Source organism: Pseudomonas sp. Pse1 (genome assembly GCF_024519635.1).
In the GTDB taxonomy this organism is placed as follows: Bacteria; Pseudomonadota; Gammaproteobacteria; order Pseudomonadales; family Pseudomonadaceae; genus Aquipseudomonas.
Map to the genome: position 1 here is coordinate 167,721 of NZ_JALJRO010000010.1, position 21,808 is coordinate 189,528.

The window sequence follows — 21,808 nt, forward strand, 5'->3', positions numbered from 1 at the left end:
GTTATGTAGTGCCGAAACGGGTGAGTGTTACGGAGGGTTACAGACAAGACAGCGCTGTCCGTGAATTTGGGGGTGTGCTGAAAGCCCCGGTTTTACTGGGCTTCAGCGGGGTCGTTTTTTTCGTACAGGAAAATTGTTACCGCTTGCACGACAAGCGCGCATTGCTACGGGAGGGACACGGCGGCATAATGTAGCCCCTTTTTTCAGCCCCTACATGTGGAAGGTTCCCGTGACTCAGAAGCCCGACCAGTGTCTTGGTGAATGGATCGACCGTGAAGCACTCGCAGAAGCGATGATTCCGCTGATCGGCCAGCTCTACCGCAATAACAACGTGGTGAGCTCGATCTATGGCCGCAGCCTGATCAACCGTTCAGTCATCGCGATTCTCAAAGCCCACCGCTTTGCTCGTCACCGTCAGTCCGACGAGACCGAATTGTCCGTCCACGAAACGTTCCCGCTGATCAAGGCGATGAGCGAACTCAAGCTCGGCGCCGCTTCGGTCGACCTGGGCAAGCTGGCGAGCAAGTTCAAAGCCCAAGGCGAAGGCCGCACTGCCGAACAGTTCGTCCGTGAAGAACTGGCCGATGTGGTTGGCCAGCAGAACGCTTCCGCTCGCAAAGGCACTGACGTTGTCCTCTACGGCTTCGGTCGTATCGGCCGTCTGCTGGCGCGCATCCTGATCGAAAAAACCGGTGGTGGCGACGGCCTGCGCCTGCGCGCCATCGTTGTCCGCAAGGGCGCCGAAAACGACCTGGTCAAGCGCGCGAGCCTGCTGCGCCGCGACTCGGTACACGGTCCGTTCGATGGCACCATCACCATCGACGAAGCCAACAACACCATCACCGCCAACGGCAACCTGATCCAGGTTATCTACGCCAAGAGCCCGGCCGAAGTCGACTACACCCAGTACGGCATCGAGAACGCTCTGATCGTCGACAACACCGGCGTATGGCGTGACGCCGACGGCCTGGGCCAGCACCTGGCTTGCCCGGGCGCTGCCCGCGTGATCCTCACCGCACCTGGCAAGGGCGCGCTGAAGAACATCGTGCACGGCATCAACCACGGCGACATCACTGCCGATGACAAGATCATCTCGGCAGCGTCCTGCACCACCAACGCCATCGTGCCGGTGCTCAAGGCAGTCGACGACAAGTACGGCATCGTCAACGGCCACGTCGAAACCGTTCACTCGTTCACCAACGACCAGAACCTGATCGACAACTTCCACAAGGGCAGCCGTCGTGGCCGTGCCGCGCCACTGAACATGGTGATCACCGAGACCGGTGCCGCCACTGCAGCCGCCAAGGCGCTGCCAGTGCTCAAGGGCAAGCTGACCGGTAACGCGATTCGCGTTCCAACGCCAAACGTGTCGATGGCCATCCTCAACCTGAACCTTGAGAAAGCCACCACCCGTGACGAAATCAACGAGTACCTGCGCCAGATGGCCATGCACTCGGACCTGCACAAGCAGATCGACTACGTCAGCTCCCAGGAAGTGGTTTCCACCGACTTCGTTGGCTCGCGCCACGCAGGCGTAGTGGACGCGGAAGCGACCATCACCCAGGACAACCGCGTTGTACTGTACGTCTGGTACGACAACGAGTTCGGCTACAGCTGCCAGGTCGTTCGCGTGATGGAAGACATGGCCGGGGTCAACCCGCCTGCATTCCCGCGCTAAGTCTTAGCCGCAGTTAAAAAACGCCCCGACATGCTCGGGGCGTTTTTGTTTGTGGTCGGGCAGTGGAGTGATAAGTTGGAGCGCTTTTCGTGCAACCTGAACATCTAAGGACGACTGGCATGCGCTTGATCCAACACTGCTGTACCGCGTTGCTCGCATTAACCTGCACAGCGGCCGTGGCCAGCGCCGATCAGAGCTCGATGGAGAGCAAGGTGCACAACGCTGCCCGGGAACTCATGCAGCAGTACAGCATTCCTGGCCTGGCCATTGCGGTGACGGTCGATGGCCATCGTACTTTCTATAGCTATGGCGTGGCCTCGAAGCAGACGCAGCAAAAGGTCACGGACGAGACGCTGTTCGAAATTGGCTCCATCAGCAAGACCTTCACCGCCACCCTCGCGGCCTACGCCGAAGTTGAAGGCAAGCTGTCGCTCACCGATCATCCCGGCAAATACCTGCCGGAGCTCGCCGGGAGTGCGTTCGATAGGGTCAATCTGATCAATCTGGGCACCCACACCGCGGGCGGCTTCCCGCTGCAGGTGCCGGATGAAGTCCAGGACAACCGTCAACTGATGGACTATTTCAAGGTCTGGCAGCCGTCCTATGCCGCCGGCACCCAGCGCACCTACGCCAACCCGAGCATCGGCGCCCTGGGCATGATCACCGCCGCCAGCCTTGGCGTGCCGTTCGCCTCGGCGCTGGAGCAGCAACTGTTTCCCGCGCTGGGCATGCGCAACAGTTTTGTCCAGGTGCCGGCGAGCAAGATGGCGCAGTACGCCCAGGGCTATAACAAGCAGGACGCGCCTGTGCGTCTGAATCCCGGGGTACTGGCCGATGAGGCGTATGGGGTGAAAACCGGTTCCGCCGATATGATCCACTTCGTCGAGGCCAATCTGGGAGTGGTCAAGGTCGAGGCCAAACTGGCCCAGGCGCTGCAACAGACCCGTACCGGTTATTACCAGGTGGGCGCGATGACTCAGGATCTGATCTGGGAGCAGTACGACTATCCGGCGCCGCTGCAAACGTTGCTCGACGGTAACTCCAGCGCAATGATCCTGGGCAGCCATCCGGTGACAGCCCTGAATCCACCACGGCCACCGCGGCAGGCGGTCTGGGTCAACAAGACTGGATCGACCGGCGGCTTCTCGGCCTATGTGGCCTTTGTGCCGGAGAAGAAAATCGGCATCGTGATTCTGGCCAACAAGAGCTATCCCAACGAACCGCGCGTGCAGTTGGCGCACCTGATCCTGAGTGAGCTTGCGCATTAATGCTGTCGATGAAATGGCTGCATGGGCTTTGCTGCGGGCTGATGATAGTTGGCCTGACCAGCTGTGGCAGCGGCGACTCTCAGGAAAGCTTTGGCGGTCCGACCATGGGCAGCAGCTATTCGATCCAATATGTTCGTAGGCCGACGGTGGCAGGCCCGGTGGAAGTGCGCCGGCAGGTCGAGGCTATTCTGGATGAGGTGGATCGGCAAATGTCCACTTATCGTGGCGACTCCGACATCGAGCGTTTCAATCGTTCGCCGGCCGATAGCTGTCAGGCGATGCCCGCGCCGGTTCTGGAACTGGTCAGTGTCGGCGAGCAGCTGTCGCAGCAGAGCGGAGGTGCCTACGATCTGACGGTAGGTCCGCTGATGAACCTTTGGGGCTTTGGTCCACAGGCCCGGGACGAACAGGTGCCCAGCGCGCAGGCCTTGGCCTCGGCCCGGCAGCGGGTCGGCTATGGGCATTTGCGCATCGAAGGCGACCAGCTGTGCAAGGACGCTGCGGTGGAAGTCGACTTCGACAGCATTGCCGCTGGCTACACGGTTGACCGAATAACCGCGATGCTGCAGGCGCAGGGCATCAACAGCTTTCTGGTCGAAGTCACTGGCGAGCTCAAGGCCGTGGGCAGGAAACTCGACGGCAGTGCCTGGAAGATTGCCCTGGAGGAGCCCCGCGACGATCGCCAGGTGCTGGAGCGGGTGATCGAACTGAACGGCTATGGTGTATCCACTTCAGGCGACTACCGTAACTATTTCGAGCAGGACGGCCAGCGTTATTCCCACACCTTCGATGCCCGCACCGGTGCGCCGGTGCGGCATCAACTGGCGTCGGTGGCGGTGATTGATCGTTCGGCGTTGATGGCTGACGGCTTGTCCACCCTGTTGCTGATCCTCGGCCCGGAACGCGGCCTGGCCTACGCCGAGCAACATCAGATCGCGGCTTTTTTTGTGCTGCGCAGCAACACTGGCTTCGTCACACGAACCAGTCAGGCTTTCGATCGCCTTGAAGCGGGTACGGGCCAATGAATGCTCGGCAAGTTGGCGTTGTAGTGCAGGCAAAACTAGCCTACGACGCGACCAAGGGTTAATGTGCGCGGCGTTGACGCTTCTATAGACTGTTCCCGGGTTTCAGATTGACCCCAAATTGTTCCTTCATGTCGCCTTGCCGGCATGATTTAGCCGCAGGTGCCAACCGGGTGCCGCGGCCTGTTCTGAGGAGTACGCATGGCTGTCTACAACTACGACGTGGTGGTGCTGGGTTCCGGCCCGGCGGGAGAAGGCGCGGCAATGAATGCCGCCAAGGCAGGACGCAAGGTGGCGATGGTCGATAGTCGTCGCCAGGTCGGCGGCAACTGCACTCACCTGGGCACCATCCCGTCCAAGGCGTTGCGTCATTCGGTCCGGCAGATCATGCAGTTCAACACCAACCCGATGTTCCGGGCCATTGGTGAGCCGCGCTGGTTCTCGTTCCCGGACGTGCTCAAGAGTGCGGAAAAAGTCATCTCCAAGCAGGTCGCCTCGCGCACCGGCTACTACGCCCGCAACCGCGTCGATGTATTCATCGGCACCGGCAGCTTCGCCGACGAGCAGACCATCGAAGTGGTATGCGCCAATGGCGTGGTCGAGAAACTGGTGGCCAAGCACATCATCATCGCCACGGGCTCGCGTCCGTATCGCCCGGCGGACATCGATTTCCACCACCCGCGTATCTACGATAGCGACACCATCCTCAGCCTCGGCCACACCCCGCGCAAACTGATCGTTTACGGCGCCGGAGTCATTGGTTGCGAATACGCGTCGATTTTCAGCGGCCTGGGTGTACTGGTGGAGTTGGTGGATAACCGTGGTCAGTTGCTGAGCTTCCTCGACTCGGAAATCTCCCAGGCCCTGAGTTACCACTTCAGCAACAACAACATCACCGTGCGTCACAACGAAGAGTATGACCGCGTCGAAGGCGTCGACAACGGGGTGATCCTGCACCTCAAGTCCGGCAAGAAGATCAAGGCCGACGCCTTGCTCTGGTGCAACGGGCGTACCGGCAACACTGATCAGTTGGGCCTGGAAAACATCGGCGTCAAGGTCAACAGCCGTGGCCAGATCGAGGTCGACGAGAACTACCGCACCGGTATCCAGAACATCTACGGCGCTGGCGACGTGATTGGCTGGCCAAGCCTGGCCAGTGCGGCCCACGACCAGGGCCGTTCGGCGGCGGGCAGCATTGTCGATAATGGCAGCTGGCGTTTCGTCAACGACGTGCCGACGGGGATCTACACCATTCCCGAGATCAGCTCGATCGGCAAGAACGAGCAGGAGCTGACCCAGGCCAAGGTGCCGTACGAAGTGGGCAAGGCGTTCTTCAAGAGCATGGCGCGGGCGCAGATTGCCGGCGAGCCGCAGGGCATGCTGAAGATCCTGTTCCACCGCGAGACCCTGGAAGTGCTGGGCGTGCACTGCTTCGGCTATCAGGCGTCGGAAATCGTGCACATCGGCCAGGCGATCATGAACCAGCCTGGTGAGCTCAATACCCTGAAGTACTTCGTCAACACCACGTTCAACTACCCGACCATGGCTGAAGCCTACCGGGTAGCTGCATACGATGGCCTCAACCGGCTTTTTTGAGCGGCTCCGGCCGGTGGCCTGAGCCGGCCGGGGAGACCGATTTCAGCAATTCTCGAGCGTGGCAGTGGCCAAACCGGGAAAGTCTGTAATCAGGCTGTCAACGCCGAAATCAGCGAGCCTGCGCATCAGCGCGGGTTCGTTGACGGTCCACACCGACACATGCAGCCCCTGGCGCTGCGCCTTCTCCAGGCGTTCCGGCGTGCACAGGGTCCAGTTCAGCGCAAGAAACTCGCAGCCATAGCTTTGCGCAACCTTCAACGGGTCGAGCCAGGCGTATTCGGCAACCAATCCGCGTGACACGTCCGGCACCAGGTCGAGTGCTGCCTTGAGCACTTCCCGCGAGCTCGAGGTGATGGTGACCTTATCGCGCACGCCATGACGCTGAGCCATTTCGCGAATCGCCAGTACGGTGGTTGCGGCGCGGGTCCGTGAGGCGCTTTTGACTTCCAGTTGCCAGTGATCGAAATCGCACTGCTCGAACAGTTCTTCCAGGCGCGGGATCGGGCAGGGAGTCATCCAGCCCGGGCCACCTTTGCGCGCGTCGTAGGTCACCAGATCGTTCGCCGAATGTTCCACCACTTTGCCGCGGCGATCGGTGGTGCGCTTGAGTGTCGAGTCGTGGATGACCATCAGCTCGTTGTCCATGGACAAGTGCAGGTCCAGCTCGCAGCGGCGCACGCCGTGCTTGAGGCATTGCTGGAAGCTGGTCAGGGTGTTTTCCGGTGCTTCGCCTTTGGCGCCGCGGTGGCCGTAGATGAGGGTCACGGTTCTTCCTTAATTAAATGCCGGATTCGGACTGTTCGCGTGCCAGGCGGCGTTCTTGCGCCTGTCGTTGCAGAATATAACGTGCCAGCAATTGGCGTTGGGCATCGCTGGGCTGGATAAACTCGGTGCCCACGTCAAAGCCGGCGCCCTTGGCGTCGCAATGGGTGACGCGCGCGCGCAGCAACAGGCCGAGCGCCTGGGGCATGAGCACCAGTTTGATTGCCAGATGGCTGCCGGTGGTAAACGGTGTTGGATGCTGGAAGTCGATACCCCCCTCGGAAATGATCACCGGTTGCGGCTCGCCGATCTGCCCGAGCACGGTCAGCGCCACCACCTGGCCCAGCAGGTCGATGCGTTTATTGAGGACCTTGAGGTAGGCGGCGGTGTTCCTGTCGCGCTCGCTGATCTGACGCAGCAAGTGCTGTGATTCGAACTCGCTCAGGTGCAATTCGCTGAGCAGATTGAACAGTGGGGAAGCATCCTGCAACACTTCCTCGCCGGTGGCCTGGGCGCCCGACAGGGGCTGAATTTCCAGTGCGATCGTGTCCTCGATACGGTAGTATTCGCGGCGATCTTCTTCATCTAATGTCGACATGGCGAACCCATGGTAGCGGCGGTGGTCTGAGTGTAAAGCTGGATATCGCCCCCCGCCACAAGGACGTTCCTTTTCCCTCCGAACAAGCCCCGACATGTTCAGACCTCTCTTCGTATTTATCGGCACGCGTTACACCCGTGCAAAGCGTCGCAATCATTTTGTGTCGTTCATTTCCCTGACTTCGATGATCGGCCTCGCCCTCGGCGTGGTGGTAATGATCGTGGTGCTATCAGTGATGAATGGCTTCGATCATGAGATGCGCACCCGCGTGCTGGGCATGGTGCCTCACGCCACCATCGAGTCTGGCGATCCCATCAGTGACTGGCCGAGCCTCGCCGCCAAGGTCAAGCAAAACCCGCAGGTGCTGGCCGTTGCGCCTTTTACCCAGATGCAGGGCTTGCTGACCAACAATGGCCAGGTGTCCAAGGTGTTGCTCAACGGTATTGACCCGGCGTTGGAACGGCAAGTCTCGATCATCGATCACTTTATGCAACAGGGTCAGCTTGACGCCCTGGCGCCCGGTAGTTTCGGCATCGTCATCGGTGACAAGGCCGCGGCCAAGCTCGGCGTTGGCGTGGGTGACAAAGTCACCTTTGTCGCCCCGGAAGTCACCGTGACCCCGGCCGGGATGTTCCCGCGCATGAAGCGCTTTACCGTGGTCGGCATTTTCCATGTAGGTGCCGGCGAGATCGACGGCTACCTGGGCGTGACCAACCAGCAGGACCTGTCGCGCCTGCATCGCTGGAAGCCGGACCAGATCCAGGGCCTGCGCCTGAAGTTCGACGACCTGTTCCAGGCGCCGCGCGTGGCCTGGAGCATCGCCCAGCAGTTGGGCGACGATCGCTACTACGCCCGCGACTGGACACGCACCCACGGCAACCTGTACCAGGCCATCCGCATGGAAAAAGCCATGATCGGCCTGCTGTTGCTGCTGATTGTCGCAGTAGCGGCGTTCAACATCATCTCGACCCTGGTGATGGTGGTGAATGACAAGAAAGGCGACATCGCGATCCTGCGCACCCTCGGCGCCACGCCGGGCACCATCATGGCGATCTTCATGGTCCAGGGCACGGTGATCGGTGTGGTCGGTACGGCGATTGGCGCGGTGGTCGGGATGTTGGCCGCGCTCAATGTCAGCGCGGCGATTTCCGCCCTCGAAAGCCTGATCGGGCACAAGTTTCTCAACGCCGACGTGTACTTCATCGATTACCTGCCTTCGCAACTGCAGGCCCAGGACGTGGTGATGGTCTGCGGCGCGGCGTTGGTCCTGAGTTTCCTCGCCACCCTGTATCCAGCCTGGCGTGCCGCGCGCACCCAGCCGGCGGAGGCGCTACGTTATGAGTGAGTTGGGCATGAGCGAAAAAGCAATCTTGAGCTGCCGCAACCTGGGCAAATCCTACGAGGAAGGCCCGGAGTCGGTGGTGGTGTTGTCCGGACTGCAACTGGAGCTGCATCCGGGTGAGCGGGTAGCGATTGTCGGCACCTCGGGTTCGGGCAAGAGCACCTTGCTCAACCTGCTGGGCGGACTCGATACGCCGACCCAGGGCAGCGTCTGGCTGGCCGGTGAAGAGCTGTCGGCGCTGAACGAAAAGAAACGTGGCCTGCTGCGTAACCGAGCACTAGGTTTCGTCTATCAGTTCCACCACTTGCTGCCCGAGTTCACTGCGCTGGAAAACGTCTGTATGCCGTTGTTGATCGGCAATACCTCGATTTCCGAGGCGCGCCAGCGTGCGACCGCCTTGCTGGAACGGGTAGGGCTGGCTCATCGCCTGGAGCACAAGCCGTCGGAGCTGTCCGGTGGCGAGCGTCAGCGCGTTGCCATTGCCCGGGCGCTGGTCAACAAGCCGGGCCTGGTAATGCTTGACGAGCCCACCGGCAACCTCGACTCCCACACCGCGCAAGGCATTCAGGACTTGATGCTGGAACTCAGCACCTCGATGCGCACGGCGTTCCTGGTGGTGACCCATGACATGAACCTGGCCCGCCAGATGGATCATGTCCTGCACCTGCAGGACGGTTGCCTGACGCCCATCTGACGGCTTGCAGCCCGGCGCGCCTTGAGGGCTCGCCGGGTCATTTATTTTTTTACGGTAGCCAGCGAATGTTCAGACCGTTATCGATCTTTATCGGCATGCGCTATACCCGCGCCAAGCGCCGCAATCGCTTCGTTTCGTTTATCTCGATGACCTCGATGATCGGCCTCGCCCTGGGCGTGCTGGCGATGATCGTGGTGCTGTCGGTGATGAACGGCTTCCAGCGCGAAATGAGCTCGCGCATCCTCGGCATGGTGCCGCACGCGACCATCGTTGGCGTCAAGCCGATCGACGATTGGGCGCCGGTAGCGGCTGCGGCCTTGAAAAATCCCGAAGTCACCGCCGCCGTACCGTTCACCGAGATGGAAGGCATGCTCTCGTACAAGGGCGCGATGCAGCCGATCCAGATCAGCGGAGTTGATCCGGCGCAGGAGGGCAAGGTGTCGATCGTTGCCCGGCATATCGTCCAGGGCAGCCTGGATGACCTCAAACCCGGCGAGTTCGGGGTGGTGGTTGGGGAAATCACCGCGCGGCGTTTTCGTCTGAATGTCGGCGACAAGCTGACCCTGATCGTGCCTGAGGTCAGCACTGCACCCGGCGGTATCACGCCACGCATGCAGCGCTTGAATGTGGTCGGCGTGTTCAAGGTCGGTGCCGAGCTGGATGGCTCGATGGCTCTGATTCATGTGGCCGACGCCGCGCAGATGCAGCGCTGGGAACCGAACCAGGTGCAAAGCGTACGCCTGGCGGTGAAGGACCTGTATGCCGCACCGCAGGTTTCGTCGGCGATTGCCGCGAGCCTGGGCGCCGGCTTCAAGGCGGATGACTGGACCCACACCCAAGGCAGCCTGTTCAGCGCGATGAAGATGGAAAAAACCATGATCGGCCTGTTGCTGCTGATGATCGTTGCGGTGGCGGCATTCAACATCATCGCAACGCTGATCATGGTGGTGAACGAGAAGGGCGCCGATATCGCGATCCTGCGCACCATCGGCGCAACGCCGCGGCAGATCATGGCGATCTTCATGGTCCAGGGCACGGTGATCGGCATCGTCGGCACCTTGATCGGCGGCGTCCTCGGGGTGATCGCGGCGCTCAATGTCAGCGAGCTGGTGGGGTGGCTGGAGCGGGTCAGTGGGCAGCACATCTTCAGTTCCGATGTGTATTTCGTCAGCAATTTGCCTTCGGAGCTGCAAGGCGGCGACGTTCTGCTGATCTGCTCGGCGGGCTTTATCCTGAGCTTCCTCGCCACCCTGTATCCAGCCTGGCGCGCGGCGAAGACCGAGCCCGCGACGGCGTTGCGGTATTCGTAAGCGCGGAAACCGCTATCGCGAGCAGACTCGCTCACAGGTTTTGTGGCGAACACAAAACCTGTGGGAGCTGGCTGCCAGCGATGAGGCCCTCACGGCTGGCCTCGACTCCCCTTCGGCAACTCCATGACAAACCGCGTCCAGCCATTGCCCGACTCGCAGGCAATGGTCCCGCCATGGGCGCGAATGATCGATTGGGTAATCGCCAGACCCAGGCCCGCATGTTCGCTACTGCCCTCACGACGTGCCGGGTCGGCGCGATAGAAACGATCAAACAGACGCGGCAATAGCGCCTCGGGAATCTCGTTTCCTGTATTGGCGATGCTCAGTTGCACGGATCTCGGCCGATCGACGATTCGCACCTGCACCTGCCCCAGAGGCGGGGTAAAGCGCAGGGCATTGTCCAGCAGGTTGGAGAGGGCGCGCCGCAGCATGCTGCGATCGCCGCTGATGGGTGCAGCGCCTTCACGGTTCACGCTGATCTGCGCTTCCTCGGCCAACGGCGCGTAGAACTCCAGTAAAAGATCGGCTTCCTCGCTCAACTGCAGCGGCTCACGATGGGGCGTCAACAAGCCGTGATCGGCCTTGGCCAGGTACAGCATGTCGTTGACCAGTTGCGCCATCCACTGCAGTTCCTCGAGGTTGCTGTGCAATGCCTCGCGGTAATCTTCCAGGTTTCGCGGGCGGGTCAGGGTGACCTGGGTGTGGGTCAGCAGGTTGGACAGGGGGGTGCGCAGCTCATGGGCAATGTCGGCGGAAAACGCTGACAGGCGCTGAAAAGAGTCATCCAGTCGCGCGAGCATGGCATTGAAGGCGTGGGCTAATTCCGCCAGTTCGGCGGGCATTTGACCTTCGGGCAAGCGTTGGGTCAGGGAGCTGGCGGATACGCCGCCGGCCACCTCACTCATGCGTCGTAACGGTCGCAAGCCGCTGCGCGCCGCCCAGGCACCGAGCAGCGCGGTGGCTAGCGCCGACAAACCTACCGTCAGCCAGATCAAATGCTGCATACGCTGCAGAAAGTGCTGGTGGTGAGTGATGTCCAGCAGCAGGGTCAGTTGTGGGGAGTCGTTGCGCTCAGGATCCAGCGGCGCGCTGTACACCCGATAGGCGATGTCCGCGCTTTGCAGGCTGTGCAACCCCGGCGATGTCGGCAAGTCGGCGCTTAGCTTACTGGCACTGTCGAACCACAGGCTGCCGTCATGGCCACGCACCCGCAAAGCCAGATCAGTCTGATGATTCATTTCATCACGCAGGATTGCGCTACGTTCGGCGAACAACGTGGGATCTTCGGCACCCTGCAGGGCGCTGCGCAGGGCAACCAGTTTGCTGTCGAGCAATTGCTGGTCAAGCTCCAGGAAGTGGCTTTCGCTGGCGCGACTGAACAGCAATCCGGCGATCAGCGAGACCACTGCGGTGCAGGCAGCAAACAGCAGGGCCAGGCGGCTACCGAGGGACAGGCGGCGCATCAGGCTTGGCGCTCTTCGAGCACATAGCCCATGCCGCGCACGGTGTGAATCAGCTTGTCGGGGAAATCGTCGTCGATCTTCAGGCGCAAGCGGCGGATAGCCACTTCGATGACGTTGGTGTCGCTGTCGAAATTCATGTCCCAAACCTGCGAAGCGATCAGCGACTTGGGTAGCACTTCACCCTGGCGGCGCAGGAGTAGCTCCAGCAGGGCGAACTCCTTGGCGGTGAGGTCGATGCGCTGGCCGTTGCGTTCGACCCGGCGGCGAATCAGGTCCAGGCGCAGGTCCGCCAGGTGCAGGCTGGTTTCCTGTGGCGTTACGCTGCCACGGCGCAACAGGCTGCGGACCCGGGCCAGCAGCTCTGAGAAGGCAAAGGGTTTGACCAGATAGTCGTCGGCTCCCAACTCCAGGCCATGTACACGATCTTCGACTGCGTCCCGCGCCGTCAGGAACAGCACCGGGATCTCCAGTCCGGCATTGCGCACCGCTTGCAGAATCTGCCAACCGTCGCGCCCGGGTAGCATCACATCGAGGATCAGCAGCGCATAATCGCCGGTCAGGGCCAGGAGCTGGCCAGTGTTGCCGTCCGCCACCAGTTCGACATTGAACCCGGCCTCGCTCAGGCCCTGGCGCAAATAGTGGCCGGTTTTCGGTTGGTCTTCGACGATCAGCAGTTTCATGGGCGGCTCTGGGGGGAGGGGGCGGTTGCTTTATAGCGCGCAGAGCGTGCCTGCCGTGCAACCTGACAAAGTTGTAATCTGCGCGTCAGCCAACTGGCAGCGCCACGGCCCTAGAGTTTCCCACAGGCTGAACCTCTTCTTGTTGGAGTATGACCATGTTTTTGCGCAATCGATTGATCCTCGCGGGCTGCCTGTTGGCGTTGAGCTTCCCGGTGTTGGCTTCGCCAGCCCAGAGCTACGCATTCGGCGCGCCGGCACCGGCGGCCAAGGCGACAAGAACGGTAGAAATCGTCATGGGCGATATGTCTTTCAATCCAAAGGCGCTGCAGATCAAGGCCGGCGAAACCATTCGCTTTGTGCTGATCAATAAAGGCCAATTGCTCCACGAGTTCAACCTGGGCGACACGGCGATGCACGCCGCACACCAGGTGGAAATGCTCAAGATGCAAGAATCCGGTGCGCTCACGCCGACAGCCCTGAAAGCCGCGCCCATGGATCATGCCGCCATGGGCCATGGCTCGATGGCTGGCATGGATCACGGCGCAATGAAGCACGACGACCCGAACAGTGTGCTGGTGGAGCCAGGCAAGACCGGTGAGTTGACCTGGACCTTCAAGCAGGCCAGTCAGTTGGAATTTGCCTGCAACATTCCCGGGCATTACCAGTCCGGGATGGTGGGAAAACTGACGGTCAGTCAGTAAGCACTCAAAGCGGCGGGCAAAGGCTGATAGAATCGGCTGATTCTTCAGTCAGGTTTCCGTCATGCATCCCGCAGCCGAACACTCGCCGCTGGGCAAATCCAGCGAATACATCGCCACCTACACACCGTCCTTGTTGTTCCCGATTCCGCGCACCGCAAAATGGGCGGAATTGGGGCTGACGGCCGAGACTCTGCCGTACCAGGGCGTGGATTTCTGGAACTGCTTCGAGCTTTCCTGGCTGTTGCCGTCGGGCAAGCCGGTGGTGGCGATTGGCGAGTTCAGCATTCCCGCCGACTCGCCGAATATCATCGAGTCCAAGTCGTTCAAGCTGTACCTGAATTCGCTGAACCAGACGCCTTTTGCCGATACGCAAACCCTGCAAGCAACCCTGGTCAAGGATCTTTCCGCTGCCGCCGGCAAGCCGGTCGGTGTGCGCATCCGCAGCCTCGCCGAGGTGCAGGCCGAAGGTGTGGTGGCCTTGCCGGGTGTGTGCATTGATGATCTGGATATCAGCGTCAGCGACTACGAGCAACCGCGCCCGGAACTGCTGCGATGTGACGATTCGCGCATCGTCGAAGAAAGCCTGCACAGCCATCTGCTCAAATCCAACTGTCCGGTTACCAGCCAGCCGGACTGGGGCAGTGTTGCGGTGGAGTATCGCGGCGCGGCGCTCGATCACGCCAGCCTGTTGGCCTACCTGGTGAGCTTTCGCCAGCATTCGGACTTCCATGAGCAATGTGTCGAGCGGATCTTCCTCGACCTGCAGCGTTTGCTGAAACCGGAAAAGTTGACGGTTTATGCGCGCTATGTGCGCCGTGGCGGCCTGGACATCAACCCCTACCGCAGCACTGAAGCGCTGCAGTTGCCGAATCTACGGTTGGTGCGTCAATAGTTTGCTGATACGGAACCTTGTAGGAGCGAGCCTGCTCGCGAAAAGTCTTTAACGATGACGCGGGCATCCTGAATGTCCGCGGCGTCCTCAAGTCCTTCGCGAGCAGGCTCGCTCCCACATAAGCAAGAACAGCCCCTGTTTTTGGATTAAATCCCAATATTGCCCAATGTCTGGACGATATTGCGCAAGGTGGCGGCCACCGCAGGGTGTTCCAGCTCGAAGCGATCCACGGCGAGGTTGACGTTGTCGACGAGGCTGGTGTCCTGGGTGGCAGCTTCCAATCTAATCTGCGCTTCAATCTCCTCCATCAACTGCTGCAGCCCTTCGCGCTGCTCAAGCGTAAGCGGCGGATTCTGCTCCAGTTGTGCGCGCAGGGTTTCGAGCTGTGTTTGCAGTTCGCGGGCAGGCATGGTTTTTTCCTTTTCTCGATAGGCACTGGCATAGACCGCAGCGTTGATCCAAAGGTCTATCTCTGACCTTTAGATTAATCCACCGGCGAGCAACGTGCATGATCTTGATCAAAGGAGCCTTTCAGGGCTTCTCGCCCTTGCGTCGACGCAGCCCAATGTCGGACAGGCAGGTATCGAGTTCGCCCAGGTGGTCGATCACTGAATGAACGCCGAGGCTGAACAATTGCAGGGTGGCCTTGCCGCGCTTGAGTTCGCGCTCCTGCTGGCTGAGCGCCTGCCATTGTGCGGGCGCGAGTCCGCAGAGTGAGCCGCAGGACGCCAGGCCAATGGTCCACAGACCGGCGTTGAGAGCCGATTGCAGCAGCAGTGGTTCGCCGCTGACCAGCACGCAGCCGTCGAGACGATCGATATTGAGGCTCATCAATGATTGCCAGCAGGCATCAGGAGCGGGCCATTGGCCGGCGTTCGGCGAGCGTGGGGTGGCGCCAATCCAGTCCGGCAATGCACCGGCCAGCGACTGGCTGTGGGTCAATGACAAGTCATCCAGCCACGCGCAGGGGATGCCTTGACGCTGCAGCGAGAGCAGGGCGTGCTCGGCGCCCGGCGTCAGCAGCCCGTGCTGGGCGCTATCGAGGCGCTGGTGGCGGCTCTGGGCGCCGAAGTCGACGAGGCAGCCGCTCAGGCCAAAGAGCACGGCAGTCGGTTGCGGCAGGGGCTGGGAGTGCGTCTGGACCTGGGGCATTTCAACGTCCCTGAAATAACCACGGAGCATAGGTGGCTCCCGTGACGGTTAGATGACAGGCAACTGACATGCATCAGGCAAACACCTGATCCCTGTAGGGTAATTCCCAGAAAGTCGGCTTACGACTTATACTCGTCAGCTTAATCGCGTGGGTCTGCACTCGCGTCAGTACAATCCAAGGAGTTTTCTCTATGCGCTGGAGCAATTGCCTGGCTCGACTAAGTCTGTTTGCGGGTGTTCTATTGGTCCCGTTCGCCACTCAGGCTGCCACCGAAGAAGACCCTTGGGAAAGCATTAACCGCCCCATCTACAAATTCAACGACGTGCTCGATACCTACGCCCTCAAGCCGCTGGCCCAGGGTTACCAGTTCGTCACGCCGCAATTTCTCGAAGACGGCATCCACAACATGTTCCGCAACATCGGTGACGTCGGCAACCTGGCCAACGACATCCTGCAGGCCAAGCCGCGTGCCGCTGGTATCGACACCGCCCGCTTGCTGATGAACACCACCCTCGGCCTGGCAGGCTTCTTCGACGTCGGCACCAAAATGGGCCTGCAGCGCAATGACGAAGATTTCGGCCAGACCCTCGGCTACTGGGGTATGCCCAGCGGTCCTTACGTGATGCTGCCGTTCTTCGGTCCGAGCACGCTGCGTGATGCACCGTCGCGCTACGTCGATTCCTACGCCGAACCCTACCGCTACATGCACGACGTTCCGGCGCGCAACATGATGCTCGGCATGGAGGTGATCGACACCCGTGCCAGCCTGCTGTCGGCCGAGAAGCTGATCAATGGCGACAAGTACGTCTTCATCCGTAATGCCTACCTGCAGAACCGCGAATTCAAGGTCAAGGACGGCCAGGTAGAAGACGATTTCTAAGTCACTGCCAAGGTGAAAGGAAGGCGGCCAGCGGGCCGCCTTCCGTGCTTTTGAAGCGAGCGTTCGACCCTTCCTTTTTGTCGCGAAATTTGTCCTTCTTATAACTGCCGGTGATGACCATCGGTGTGAGCTTGAAACGCCTCGCGGATGGGAGTACCGTCTGCGCCTTAGAAGGGCACCTCTGATGAACAGGCGTGTAGGGCGAATGCTCGAAAGCAGTGCATTAGAGAGGCTAGAAAGCGAATCCAGTAGTGTGTGCCGGGCCGATTGCCCCGCCAGCTACGCCAACCTAATTCTGGCGCCGTTTGCCCACATGCAGAAAACCAGTGCCACGCTGCTGTTAATCGATGACGACGAAGTAGTGCGCGCGAGTCTCGCGGCCTATTTGGAAGACAGTGGGTTCAGCGTCCTGCAGGCCGGCAATGGCTTGCAAGGTCTAGAGGTATTCGAGCAACGCCATCCTGACCTGGTGATCTGCGATCTGCGCATGCCGCAGATGGGCGGCCTCGAGCTCATTCGTCAGGTCACCGATCTTTCACCGCAGACACCGGTGATCGTGGTGTCCGGTGCTGGCGTCATGAACGACGCGGTTGAAGCGCTGCGCCTGGGTGCTGCGGACTACCTGATCAAGCCGCTGGAAGATTTGGCCGTCCTTGAACATTCGGTACGCCGGGCCCTGGATCGCGCGCGGCTGCTGCTGGAAAACCAGCGTTACCGGACCAAGCTCGAAACCGCCAACCGCGAGCTCGAAGCCAGCCTCAACCTGCTGCAGGAAGACCAGAACGCCGGGCGCCAGGTGCAGATGAACATGCTGCCGGTCAGCCCCTGGACCATCGACGACTTCACCTTCGCGCACCAGATCATTCCGTCGCTGTACCTCTCCGGTGATTTTGTCGATTACTTCCGGGTCGACGAGCGTCGGGTCGCATTCTATCTGGCGGACGTTTCCGGGCATGGCGCATCATCGGCGTTCGTCACGGTACTGCTCAAGTTCATGACCACACGCTTGCTGTTCGAGTCCAAGCGTAATGGCACGTTGCCAGAATTTACCCCATCAGAGGTGCTCGGGCATATCAACCGGGGCCTGATCAGCTGTAAGCTGGGCAAACATGTCACGATGGTCGGTGGAGTCATCGACGAGGAGACAGGCTTGTTGACCTATAGCATCGGTGGCCACCTGCCGTTGCCTGTGTTGTATACGCCAGAGAGTGTTGGTTATCTCGAAGGACGCGGACTTCCGGTGGGCCTGTTCAATGAGGCCACCTACGAGGATCACGTTATCAAGCTGCCGCCGGTGTTCAGCCTGACGCTGATGTCCGACGGCATTCTGGACCTTTTGCCAGAGCCTACACTCAAAGAGAAAGAAGCTGCCTTGCCCCAGCGGGTCAAGTCGGCGGGCGGCAGCCTGGATGGTCTGCGGCAGGTTTTTGGATTGGCCACGCTAGGGGAGATGCCGGATGATATCGCCCTGTTAGTGTTGAGCAGGAATCTTCAATGAGTACCGGTAGAATCCAGTTCGCCGAGCAGGACGGCACCTTTGTCCTGAAGTTCGTCGGTGAAGTGCGCCTGACCCTGTGTTCGGCGCTGGATGCAACGATAGAACGGATCTTCACTGCGGTGAACTTCAACGCGATCGTGATTGACCTGACTGAAACCCGCAGCATTGACAGCACCACGCTGGGCCTGTTGGCCAAGCTGTCGATCCTGTCGCGGCAAAAAGTCGGCCTGCTGCCGACGGTCGTCACCACCCATGAAGACATCACCCGGTTGTTGGAGTCCATGGGCTTCGAGCAGGTGTTCAACATTGTTGACCAGCCTGTACCGTGCCCTGAATGTCTGGACGACTTGCCAGATCAGGACCAGTCCGAAGAAGTGGTGCGGGTCAAGGTGCTGGAAGCGCACAAAATCCTGATGGGCTTGAATGAGTCCAATCGTGAGGCGTTTCATGATTTGGTGAATGCATTGGAGAGGCACTGAGCCCGCGACGCTCATCACAACCTATCCCGCATAAAAAAGGCGAACCACATCAGGTTCGCCTTTTTTGTTGCGCTTGTCTGGCCTTACAGCTTGGCCTGCAGCAGCGCCTCCAGTTTCTCCTGGTCGCGGGCGAACTGGCGAATGCCTTCAGCCAGCTTCTCGGTGGCCATGGCGTCTTCGTTGGAGGCCCAACGGAACTGGGCTTCGTTGAGGCTCTGGCGTGCTTCGCCAGCATGGCCAGGAGCCAGTTTACGCTCGAGCGCGCCGGTGTCCTCCGCCAGCTTCTCGATCAGGTCCGGGCTAATGGTCAGGCGATCGCAGCCAGCCAGTTGCTCGATCTGGTTGAGATTGCGGAAGCTCGCACCCATGACCACGGTTTTGTAGTCGTTGGCCTTGTAGTAGTTGTAGATACGCGATACCGATTGCACGCCGGGATCGTCGGCACCGGTGTATTCGTTGCCGGTGGATTTCTTGTACCAGTCGTAGATGCGTCCCACGAACGGCGAAATCAGGAACACCCCGGCTTCGGCGCAGGCCACCGCTTGGGCAAAGGAGAACAGCAGGGTCAGGTTGGTCTGGATGCCTTCGCGTTCCAGTTGCTCGGCGGCGCGGATGCCTTCCCAGGTGGACGCGATCTTGATCAATACACGGTCACGGCCAATGCCGGCCTGCTCGTACAGGTCGATCAGGCGATGGCCGCGCTTGAGCATCGCCTCGGTGTCGAACGACAGGCGCGCATCCACTTCAGTGGAAATGCGCCCCGGAATCACTTTGAGGATTTCCTGACCCACCGCGACGGCAAAACGGTCGCTGGCCAAGCCGACATCACCCTTGCAGTCCTTGACACTGTTATTCAACAGTTCAGCGTAGCCAGAGATCGCGGCGGCCTTTAGCAGCAGCGAAGGGTTGGTGGTTGCGTCCACCGGTTTGACGCGGGCGATGGCTTCGAAGTCGCCGGTATCAGCGACCACGGTGGTGAATCGTTTAAGTTGTTCCAGCTTGGAAGTCATGGGCGTGCTCTGTCCTGTGGGTCTGATGACATTACCCGAGCGTCGACGGCCACTCAAGGGTATGGAGGGGCAGGCCACGCAATAGCGGCATACCCCTGGAAACGGTGTGACTCTTTTGATGCCAGGCGGGCGCACAGGTTCAACCTGGTAGACGGTTGACCTCATAACGGATTTGAGCGAACCGATCAGGGATGCCGTTGAATTAACACCCACCCTCAAGTAACGGGAAAAACACCTGGCCTGTTCTGGGTGTGCGCAAGTATAGAGTCGCGCCGCAATGGGGTAAATATCTAATGCTGAATGTCGCCGTTAATAAATGTCGACCCTCTTGAAAGTGTACCGTTGAAGTTGAACTCAATAGCCGTGAAGCGCTTGTTAGAATGCGTCCGGCAGGGTCATGTAATTAGGCGTATGGTCAGGCTGGAAAGTGTGTTTCGCCGACAATGGCCTCACGACCTGAAGGAAGAGGTGGATGTGTGTGGAAGCCTTTGACAAGTTGATGCTGGATTATGTTTTAAGGAAGTTGACCGACCTATTTGAAGAGATTGTCCTGGTTTCCAAAGAACCGTCCTCGCCGGTGACTTCAGGGATAATGGGTCTCGGCCAGTCGTCCAGGAGACTGCCTGTCTGGTTGAGTCGGTTGAGACGCAGTGACCCTTATCTGGTGACAGACATACTGATCGATCAAATGCACGTCACCCGCAAGCAAAATCGTGATCTGCGCTTTGAGGCGCAGAACGCATTATTGAACGCGCTGGTCGAGGACGGCGTGGCGTTGCATATAGCCAGTTACTCGGTGGCTGTCGTGGAAAAGCGCTTGAAGTGCTTTTTGAATAATTCGCCTCATACTTAGGTGCAGAGAAAAAGATTATCGCTCAGGCCTCGAGTGAGGGCGCACTGTTATGTTCGGTCTGTAAAAGCGAGATTAATTGTCGGGCTTTAGTCATGTTTGGTTGATAGCCTCAGATTGCTAGCGTGCTGTTTCAAATACATGTAAGAAATGGAGCAATTTGTGATGTCTGCGCATGAGATCAACACGACAATTGATATCCTCCAAACCGTCCGGGCACCTGTTGGAGAAGTATTGAATGAACTACCGGATGCGTTGTCCAGGGCTAACATGGTCATGGGCTTCGATGCGACGGGCAATCCGGCGGTGTTGGTACCCACAACAGACACCGGTGCACAGTTGGCGATTAATTTGCAGGATGCTATCGAACCGAACAAGGGCGCGGCGCTGGTGGGGTTCAAGTCGCGTAATCTTGAGCAAAAACTGAGTGATATTCTCGATGCCCGTGATTTTGGTGCGACCGGTGTCGGCGACAATACCGTCGCCATTAACGCCGTTATTGCCTACGCCATGGCGAACGGCATCAAATGGGTTCGTCTGGCCGACAACACGACTTATACCGTCGGTACATTGGTGGGCGCATCGAACGTCAATTTCATTGGTAATAAAACCAGACTGACTAACGGCTACTTTCGGGTTTATGACGTCGATGCTTTTGGACGGCTGACATTGCCTTCGTCCATCACTTCATTCTGGCCCCATGCCGTCTATATGAATGCGGATGGCTCAGGCGCGACTGACTATGATGCACGGGCGATCAAGCCTGTGGGTAAACGCTATTACGTTCGGCATACGGGCGGGGCATCCAGCAACGACGGACTGACTTTTGCAACTGCGGTGAATAGCCTGCAGGCCGCATTGGCAAAGCCGGATGTGGTCGAAGTTGTCCTCCAACCGGGTGACTATCCGCGTATCGGTAACGCCGTGGGTGAGTTTGTTCTTCCCCGGAATATTTCAATCAGCGTGCTGGGTGGCGGTGCGGCGAATATTTTCGGCTGCTCGTTCAACCTGTCCTGGGCGGCTGAACCGACTCACCCGGGCCTCTATTCCACCTCGGTAAGCAACACGGCGAACGGGCGTTTCGCCTGGGATTCCAAATACAAGGATCGAAATGGCGACTTTATGCAATACGCAGTGCTGGCCAGCGCGGAGGCCGTTGCACAGACGCCAGGTTCGGCCTGCTTTCTGGATGGGAAAGTCTACCTGATGACGGTTGATGGTCGTGCGCCCGACGTGGACATCCGGATTTTTCAAGACTCAACGTTTCGGGTGACTGGGCCTTACAAACTCTATACCGAGGGTTTGAATTTTTTGGGTGTGCAGAATGTCCTCACGCGCGCCACAGCGGAGAACATGACCCCTCTATGGGTCGCTGTTGATTGTGCTTTTGGCTATAGCGAAAGTTTTGGAGTGTCCGGAGGAGGGAGCTTCCGATCGGAAGGTGGAAACACCCTGTTCCTGCGCTGTACTGCATTCAAATCCAAGCGCGATGGATTCAATTATCACCAATGGAATGCAATATTGCAGAACTGCGGATGGCACGTAGAGATTGATTGCGTCGGTCGTGACAATGGGGCCACGGGGGAGGGCAACAACCAGGGCTCGTCCCTTCACGATGGAGGCAAGATTTTGCGTATTAATGGGCATTACGCGCGCAATGAAGGTCCGAATCTGGAGGATGTGAATATCAACACCGTCTCCTATAACGTTGGCTGTTTACTCGAAGATTCGTTGAAAATATCCGTTCCTCGCCACGTCCAATCAGCACAAGGTGCAACGATCTATTGCGTGGGGATAAAAATACGTGGCCGCGCTGATTATGATGCGGTAACCGCTGAAGGCTCGAAAATCATTCACTATAAGTGCGCTTTCACCCGACTCTCTGGGCAAACTTTCGATCATGAGCAGTTCAATCCGGTCTGTGTTTAAACG

General features: G+C 59.4%; 21 protein-coding genes. 14 read left to right on the plus strand and 7 right to left on the minus strand.

Features of this window, described 5'->3' with window-relative positions:
• Window positions 1-214 precede the first annotated feature (214 nt).
• From NR126_RS16700 to sthA, 4 genes are all read left to right on the plus strand, one after another.
• Window positions 215-1,678 (plus strand): glyceraldehyde-3-phosphate dehydrogenase, encoded by a 1,464-nt coding sequence (locus NR126_RS16700; RefSeq protein ID WP_105754528.1) that lies wholly within the window; start codon window positions 215-217, stop codon window positions 1,676-1,678.
• A gap of 119 nt (window positions 1,679-1,797) precedes the next feature.
• The gene (gene ampC / locus NR126_RS16705) at window positions 1,798-2,946 is read left to right on the plus strand and encodes a class C beta-lactamase (RefSeq protein ID WP_256830658.1); all 1,149 of its coding nucleotides are present in this window, start codon (window positions 1,798-1,800) and stop codon (window positions 2,944-2,946) included.
• 41 nt (window positions 2,947-2,987) lie between these two features.
• On the plus strand, window positions 2,988-3,971 hold the full coding sequence (locus NR126_RS16710; protein WP_256830675.1) for an FAD:protein FMN transferase: 984 nt from the start codon (window positions 2,988-2,990) through the stop codon (window positions 3,969-3,971).
• 198 nt (window positions 3,972-4,169) lie between these two features.
• Window positions 4,170-5,564 carry a Si-specific NAD(P)(+) transhydrogenase gene (gene sthA, locus NR126_RS16715; protein ID WP_027617964.1) on the plus strand — a complete coding sequence of 465 codons (1,395 nt, stop codon included), beginning with the start codon at window positions 4,170-4,172 and terminating at the stop codon, window positions 5,562-5,564.
• 42 nt (window positions 5,565-5,606) lie between these two features.
• Here the strand turns inward: sthA and NR126_RS16720 are convergent, their stop codons facing one another.
• Window positions 5,607-6,329 (minus strand): glycerophosphodiester phosphodiesterase, encoded by a 723-nt coding sequence (locus tag NR126_RS16720; protein ID WP_027617963.1) that lies wholly within the window; start codon window positions 6,327-6,329, stop codon window positions 5,607-5,609.
• A gap of 13 nt (window positions 6,330-6,342) precedes the next feature.
• Window positions 6,343-6,924 (minus strand): PilZ domain-containing protein, encoded by a 582-nt coding sequence (locus tag NR126_RS16725; protein ID WP_105754530.1) that lies wholly within the window; start codon window positions 6,922-6,924, stop codon window positions 6,343-6,345.
• Window positions 6,925-7,018: 94 nt separating this feature from the next.
• On the opposite strand from NR126_RS16725, the gene NR126_RS16730 reads away from it, so the two are divergent.
• The 3 genes from NR126_RS16730 to NR126_RS16740 all read left to right on the plus strand — a co-directional run bounded on the left by NR126_RS16730 (window position 7,019) and on the right by NR126_RS16740 (window position 10,270).
• Entirely contained in the window at window positions 7,019-8,269 is a 1,251-nt protein-coding gene (locus NR126_RS16730; protein WP_027617961.1) for a lipoprotein-releasing ABC transporter permease subunit, read from the plus strand.
• Between the two features lie 7 nt (window positions 8,270-8,276).
• Window positions 8,277-8,960, plus strand: coding sequence for a lipoprotein-releasing ABC transporter ATP-binding protein LolD (gene lolD / locus NR126_RS16735; RefSeq protein WP_177327229.1), 684 nt, complete (start codon window positions 8,277-8,279; stop codon window positions 8,958-8,960).
• A gap of 65 nt (window positions 8,961-9,025) precedes the next feature.
• Window positions 9,026-10,270: a lipoprotein-releasing ABC transporter permease subunit gene (locus tag NR126_RS16740; RefSeq protein ID WP_027617959.1), complete on the plus strand. Its 1,245-nt coding sequence runs from the start codon at window positions 9,026-9,028 to the stop codon at window positions 10,268-10,270.
• 89 nt (window positions 10,271-10,359) lie between these two features.
• Here NR126_RS16740 and NR126_RS16745 read toward each other — a convergent pair whose 3' ends face one another.
• Both NR126_RS16745 and NR126_RS16750 read right to left on the minus strand, forming a co-directional pair.
• Complete coding sequence (locus NR126_RS16745; RefSeq protein ID WP_256830660.1) at window positions 10,360-11,733, minus strand: heavy metal sensor histidine kinase; 1,374 nt, start codon at window positions 11,731-11,733, stop codon at window positions 10,360-10,362.
• Complete coding sequence (locus NR126_RS16750) at window positions 11,733-12,413, minus strand: heavy metal response regulator transcription factor (RefSeq protein ID WP_027617957.1); 681 nt, start codon at window positions 12,411-12,413, stop codon at window positions 11,733-11,735. The genes NR126_RS16745 and NR126_RS16750 overlap by 1 nt, the downstream gene beginning before the upstream one ends.
• A 155-nt stretch (window positions 12,414-12,568) precedes the next feature.
• Between NR126_RS16750 and NR126_RS16755 the strand changes: the two genes are divergently transcribed.
• Together NR126_RS16755 and queF are read left to right on the plus strand one after the other, a co-directional pair.
• Window positions 12,569-13,114 (plus strand): plastocyanin/azurin family copper-binding protein, encoded by a 546-nt coding sequence (locus NR126_RS16755; RefSeq protein WP_105754533.1) that lies wholly within the window; start codon window positions 12,569-12,571, stop codon window positions 13,112-13,114.
• A 61-nt stretch (window positions 13,115-13,175) separates the two neighbouring features.
• Complete coding sequence (queF, locus tag NR126_RS16760) at window positions 13,176-14,006, plus strand: NADPH-dependent 7-cyano-7-deazaguanine reductase QueF (RefSeq protein ID WP_027617955.1); 831 nt, start codon at window positions 13,176-13,178, stop codon at window positions 14,004-14,006.
• A 146-nt stretch (window positions 14,007-14,152) separates the two neighbouring features.
• Here the strand turns inward: queF and NR126_RS16765 are convergent, their stop codons facing one another.
• Both NR126_RS16765 and NR126_RS16770 read right to left on the minus strand, forming a co-directional pair.
• On the minus strand, window positions 14,153-14,416 hold the full coding sequence (locus NR126_RS16765; protein ID WP_027617954.1) for a DUF4404 family protein: 264 nt from the start codon (window positions 14,414-14,416) through the stop codon (window positions 14,153-14,155).
• Window positions 14,417-14,537: 121 nt separating this feature from the next.
• Window positions 14,538-15,158 (minus strand): hypothetical protein, encoded by a 621-nt coding sequence (locus tag NR126_RS16770; RefSeq protein ID WP_027617953.1) that lies wholly within the window; start codon window positions 15,156-15,158, stop codon window positions 14,538-14,540.
• 191 nt (window positions 15,159-15,349) lie between these two features.
• Here NR126_RS16770 and NR126_RS16775 point away from each other — a divergent pair, with 191 nt between their 5' ends.
• The 3 genes from NR126_RS16775 (at window position 15,350) to rssC (ending at window position 18,016) form a co-directional block, all read left to right on the plus strand.
• Window positions 15,350-16,039, plus strand: coding sequence for a VacJ family lipoprotein (locus tag NR126_RS16775; RefSeq protein ID WP_027617952.1), 690 nt, complete (start codon window positions 15,350-15,352; stop codon window positions 16,037-16,039).
• 313 nt (window positions 16,040-16,352) lie between these two features.
• Entirely contained in the window at window positions 16,353-17,537 is a 1,185-nt protein-coding gene (gene rssB / locus NR126_RS16780) for a two-component system response regulator RssB (protein WP_105754534.1), read from the plus strand.
• Entirely contained in the window at window positions 17,534-18,016 is a 483-nt protein-coding gene (rssC, locus tag NR126_RS16785; protein WP_256830662.1) for an anti-sigma factor antagonist RssC, read from the plus strand. Before rssB ends, rssC begins: the two co-directional genes overlap by 4 nt.
• A gap of 83 nt (window positions 18,017-18,099) precedes the next feature.
• Here rssC and tal read toward each other — a convergent pair whose 3' ends face one another.
• The gene (gene tal, locus NR126_RS16790) at window positions 18,100-19,026 is read right to left on the minus strand and encodes a transaldolase (protein WP_256830664.1); all 927 of its coding nucleotides are present in this window, start codon (window positions 19,024-19,026) and stop codon (window positions 18,100-18,102) included.
• A 472-nt stretch (window positions 19,027-19,498) separates the two neighbouring features.
• Between tal and NR126_RS16795 the strand changes: the two genes are divergently transcribed.
• Window positions 19,499-19,879: a hypothetical protein gene (locus tag NR126_RS16795; protein ID WP_256350830.1), complete on the plus strand. Its 381-nt coding sequence runs from the start codon at window positions 19,499-19,501 to the stop codon at window positions 19,877-19,879.
• A 162-nt stretch (window positions 19,880-20,041) separates the two neighbouring features.
• Complete coding sequence (locus tag NR126_RS16800) at window positions 20,042-21,805, plus strand: hypothetical protein (protein WP_027617947.1); 1,764 nt, start codon at window positions 20,042-20,044, stop codon at window positions 21,803-21,805.
• Window positions 21,806-21,808: the final 3 nt, after the last annotated feature.

What these genes read in the sequence shown, in the direction of transcription:
- NR126_RS16700 (WP_105754528.1), top strand. Translation starts at nt 215, where the DNA reads ATGTGGAAGGTTCCCGTGACTCAGAAGCCCGACCAGTGTCTTGGTGAA.
- ampC (WP_256830658.1), top strand. Translation starts at nt 1,798, where the DNA reads ATGCGCTTGATCCAACACTGCTGTACCGCGTTGCTCGCATTAACCTGC.
- NR126_RS16710 (WP_256830675.1), top strand. Translation starts at nt 2,988, where the DNA reads ATGATAGTTGGCCTGACCAGCTGTGGCAGCGGCGACTCTCAGGAAAGC.
- sthA (WP_027617964.1), top strand. Translation starts at nt 4,170, where the DNA reads ATGGCTGTCTACAACTACGACGTGGTGGTGCTGGGTTCCGGCCCGGCG.
- NR126_RS16725 (WP_105754530.1), bottom strand. Translation starts at nt 6,924, where the DNA reads ATGTCGACATTAGATGAAGAAGATCGCCGCGAATACTACCGTATCGAG.
- NR126_RS16730 (WP_027617961.1), top strand. Translation starts at nt 7,019, where the DNA reads ATGTTCAGACCTCTCTTCGTATTTATCGGCACGCGTTACACCCGTGCA.
- lolD (WP_177327229.1), top strand. Translation starts at nt 8,277, where the DNA reads ATGAGCGAAAAAGCAATCTTGAGCTGCCGCAACCTGGGCAAATCCTAC.
- NR126_RS16740 (WP_027617959.1), top strand. Translation starts at nt 9,026, where the DNA reads ATGTTCAGACCGTTATCGATCTTTATCGGCATGCGCTATACCCGCGCC.
- NR126_RS16745 (WP_256830660.1), bottom strand. Translation starts at nt 11,733, where the DNA reads ATGCGCCGCCTGTCCCTCGGTAGCCGCCTGGCCCTGCTGTTTGCTGCC.
- NR126_RS16750 (WP_027617957.1), bottom strand. Translation starts at nt 12,413, where the DNA reads ATGAAACTGCTGATCGTCGAAGACCAACCGAAAACCGGCCACTATTTG.
- NR126_RS16755 (WP_105754533.1), top strand. Translation starts at nt 12,569, where the DNA reads ATGTTTTTGCGCAATCGATTGATCCTCGCGGGCTGCCTGTTGGCGTTG.
- queF (WP_027617955.1), top strand. Translation starts at nt 13,176, where the DNA reads ATGCATCCCGCAGCCGAACACTCGCCGCTGGGCAAATCCAGCGAATAC.
- NR126_RS16765 (WP_027617954.1), bottom strand. Translation starts at nt 14,416, where the DNA reads ATGCCTGCCCGCGAACTGCAAACACAGCTCGAAACCCTGCGCGCACAA.
- NR126_RS16770 (WP_027617953.1), bottom strand. Translation starts at nt 15,158, where the DNA reads ATGCCCCAGGTCCAGACGCACTCCCAGCCCCTGCCGCAACCGACTGCC.
- NR126_RS16775 (WP_027617952.1), top strand. Translation starts at nt 15,350, where the DNA reads ATGCGCTGGAGCAATTGCCTGGCTCGACTAAGTCTGTTTGCGGGTGTT.
- rssB (WP_105754534.1), top strand. Translation starts at nt 16,353, where the DNA reads ATGCAGAAAACCAGTGCCACGCTGCTGTTAATCGATGACGACGAAGTA.
- rssC (WP_256830662.1), top strand. Translation starts at nt 17,534, where the DNA reads ATGAGTACCGGTAGAATCCAGTTCGCCGAGCAGGACGGCACCTTTGTC.
- tal (WP_256830664.1), bottom strand. Translation starts at nt 19,026, where the DNA reads ATGACTTCCAAGCTGGAACAACTTAAACGATTCACCACCGTGGTCGCT.
- NR126_RS16795 (WP_256350830.1), top strand. Translation starts at nt 19,499, where the DNA reads ATGTGTGTGGAAGCCTTTGACAAGTTGATGCTGGATTATGTTTTAAGG.
- NR126_RS16800 (WP_027617947.1), top strand. Translation starts at nt 20,042, where the DNA reads ATGTCTGCGCATGAGATCAACACGACAATTGATATCCTCCAAACCGTC.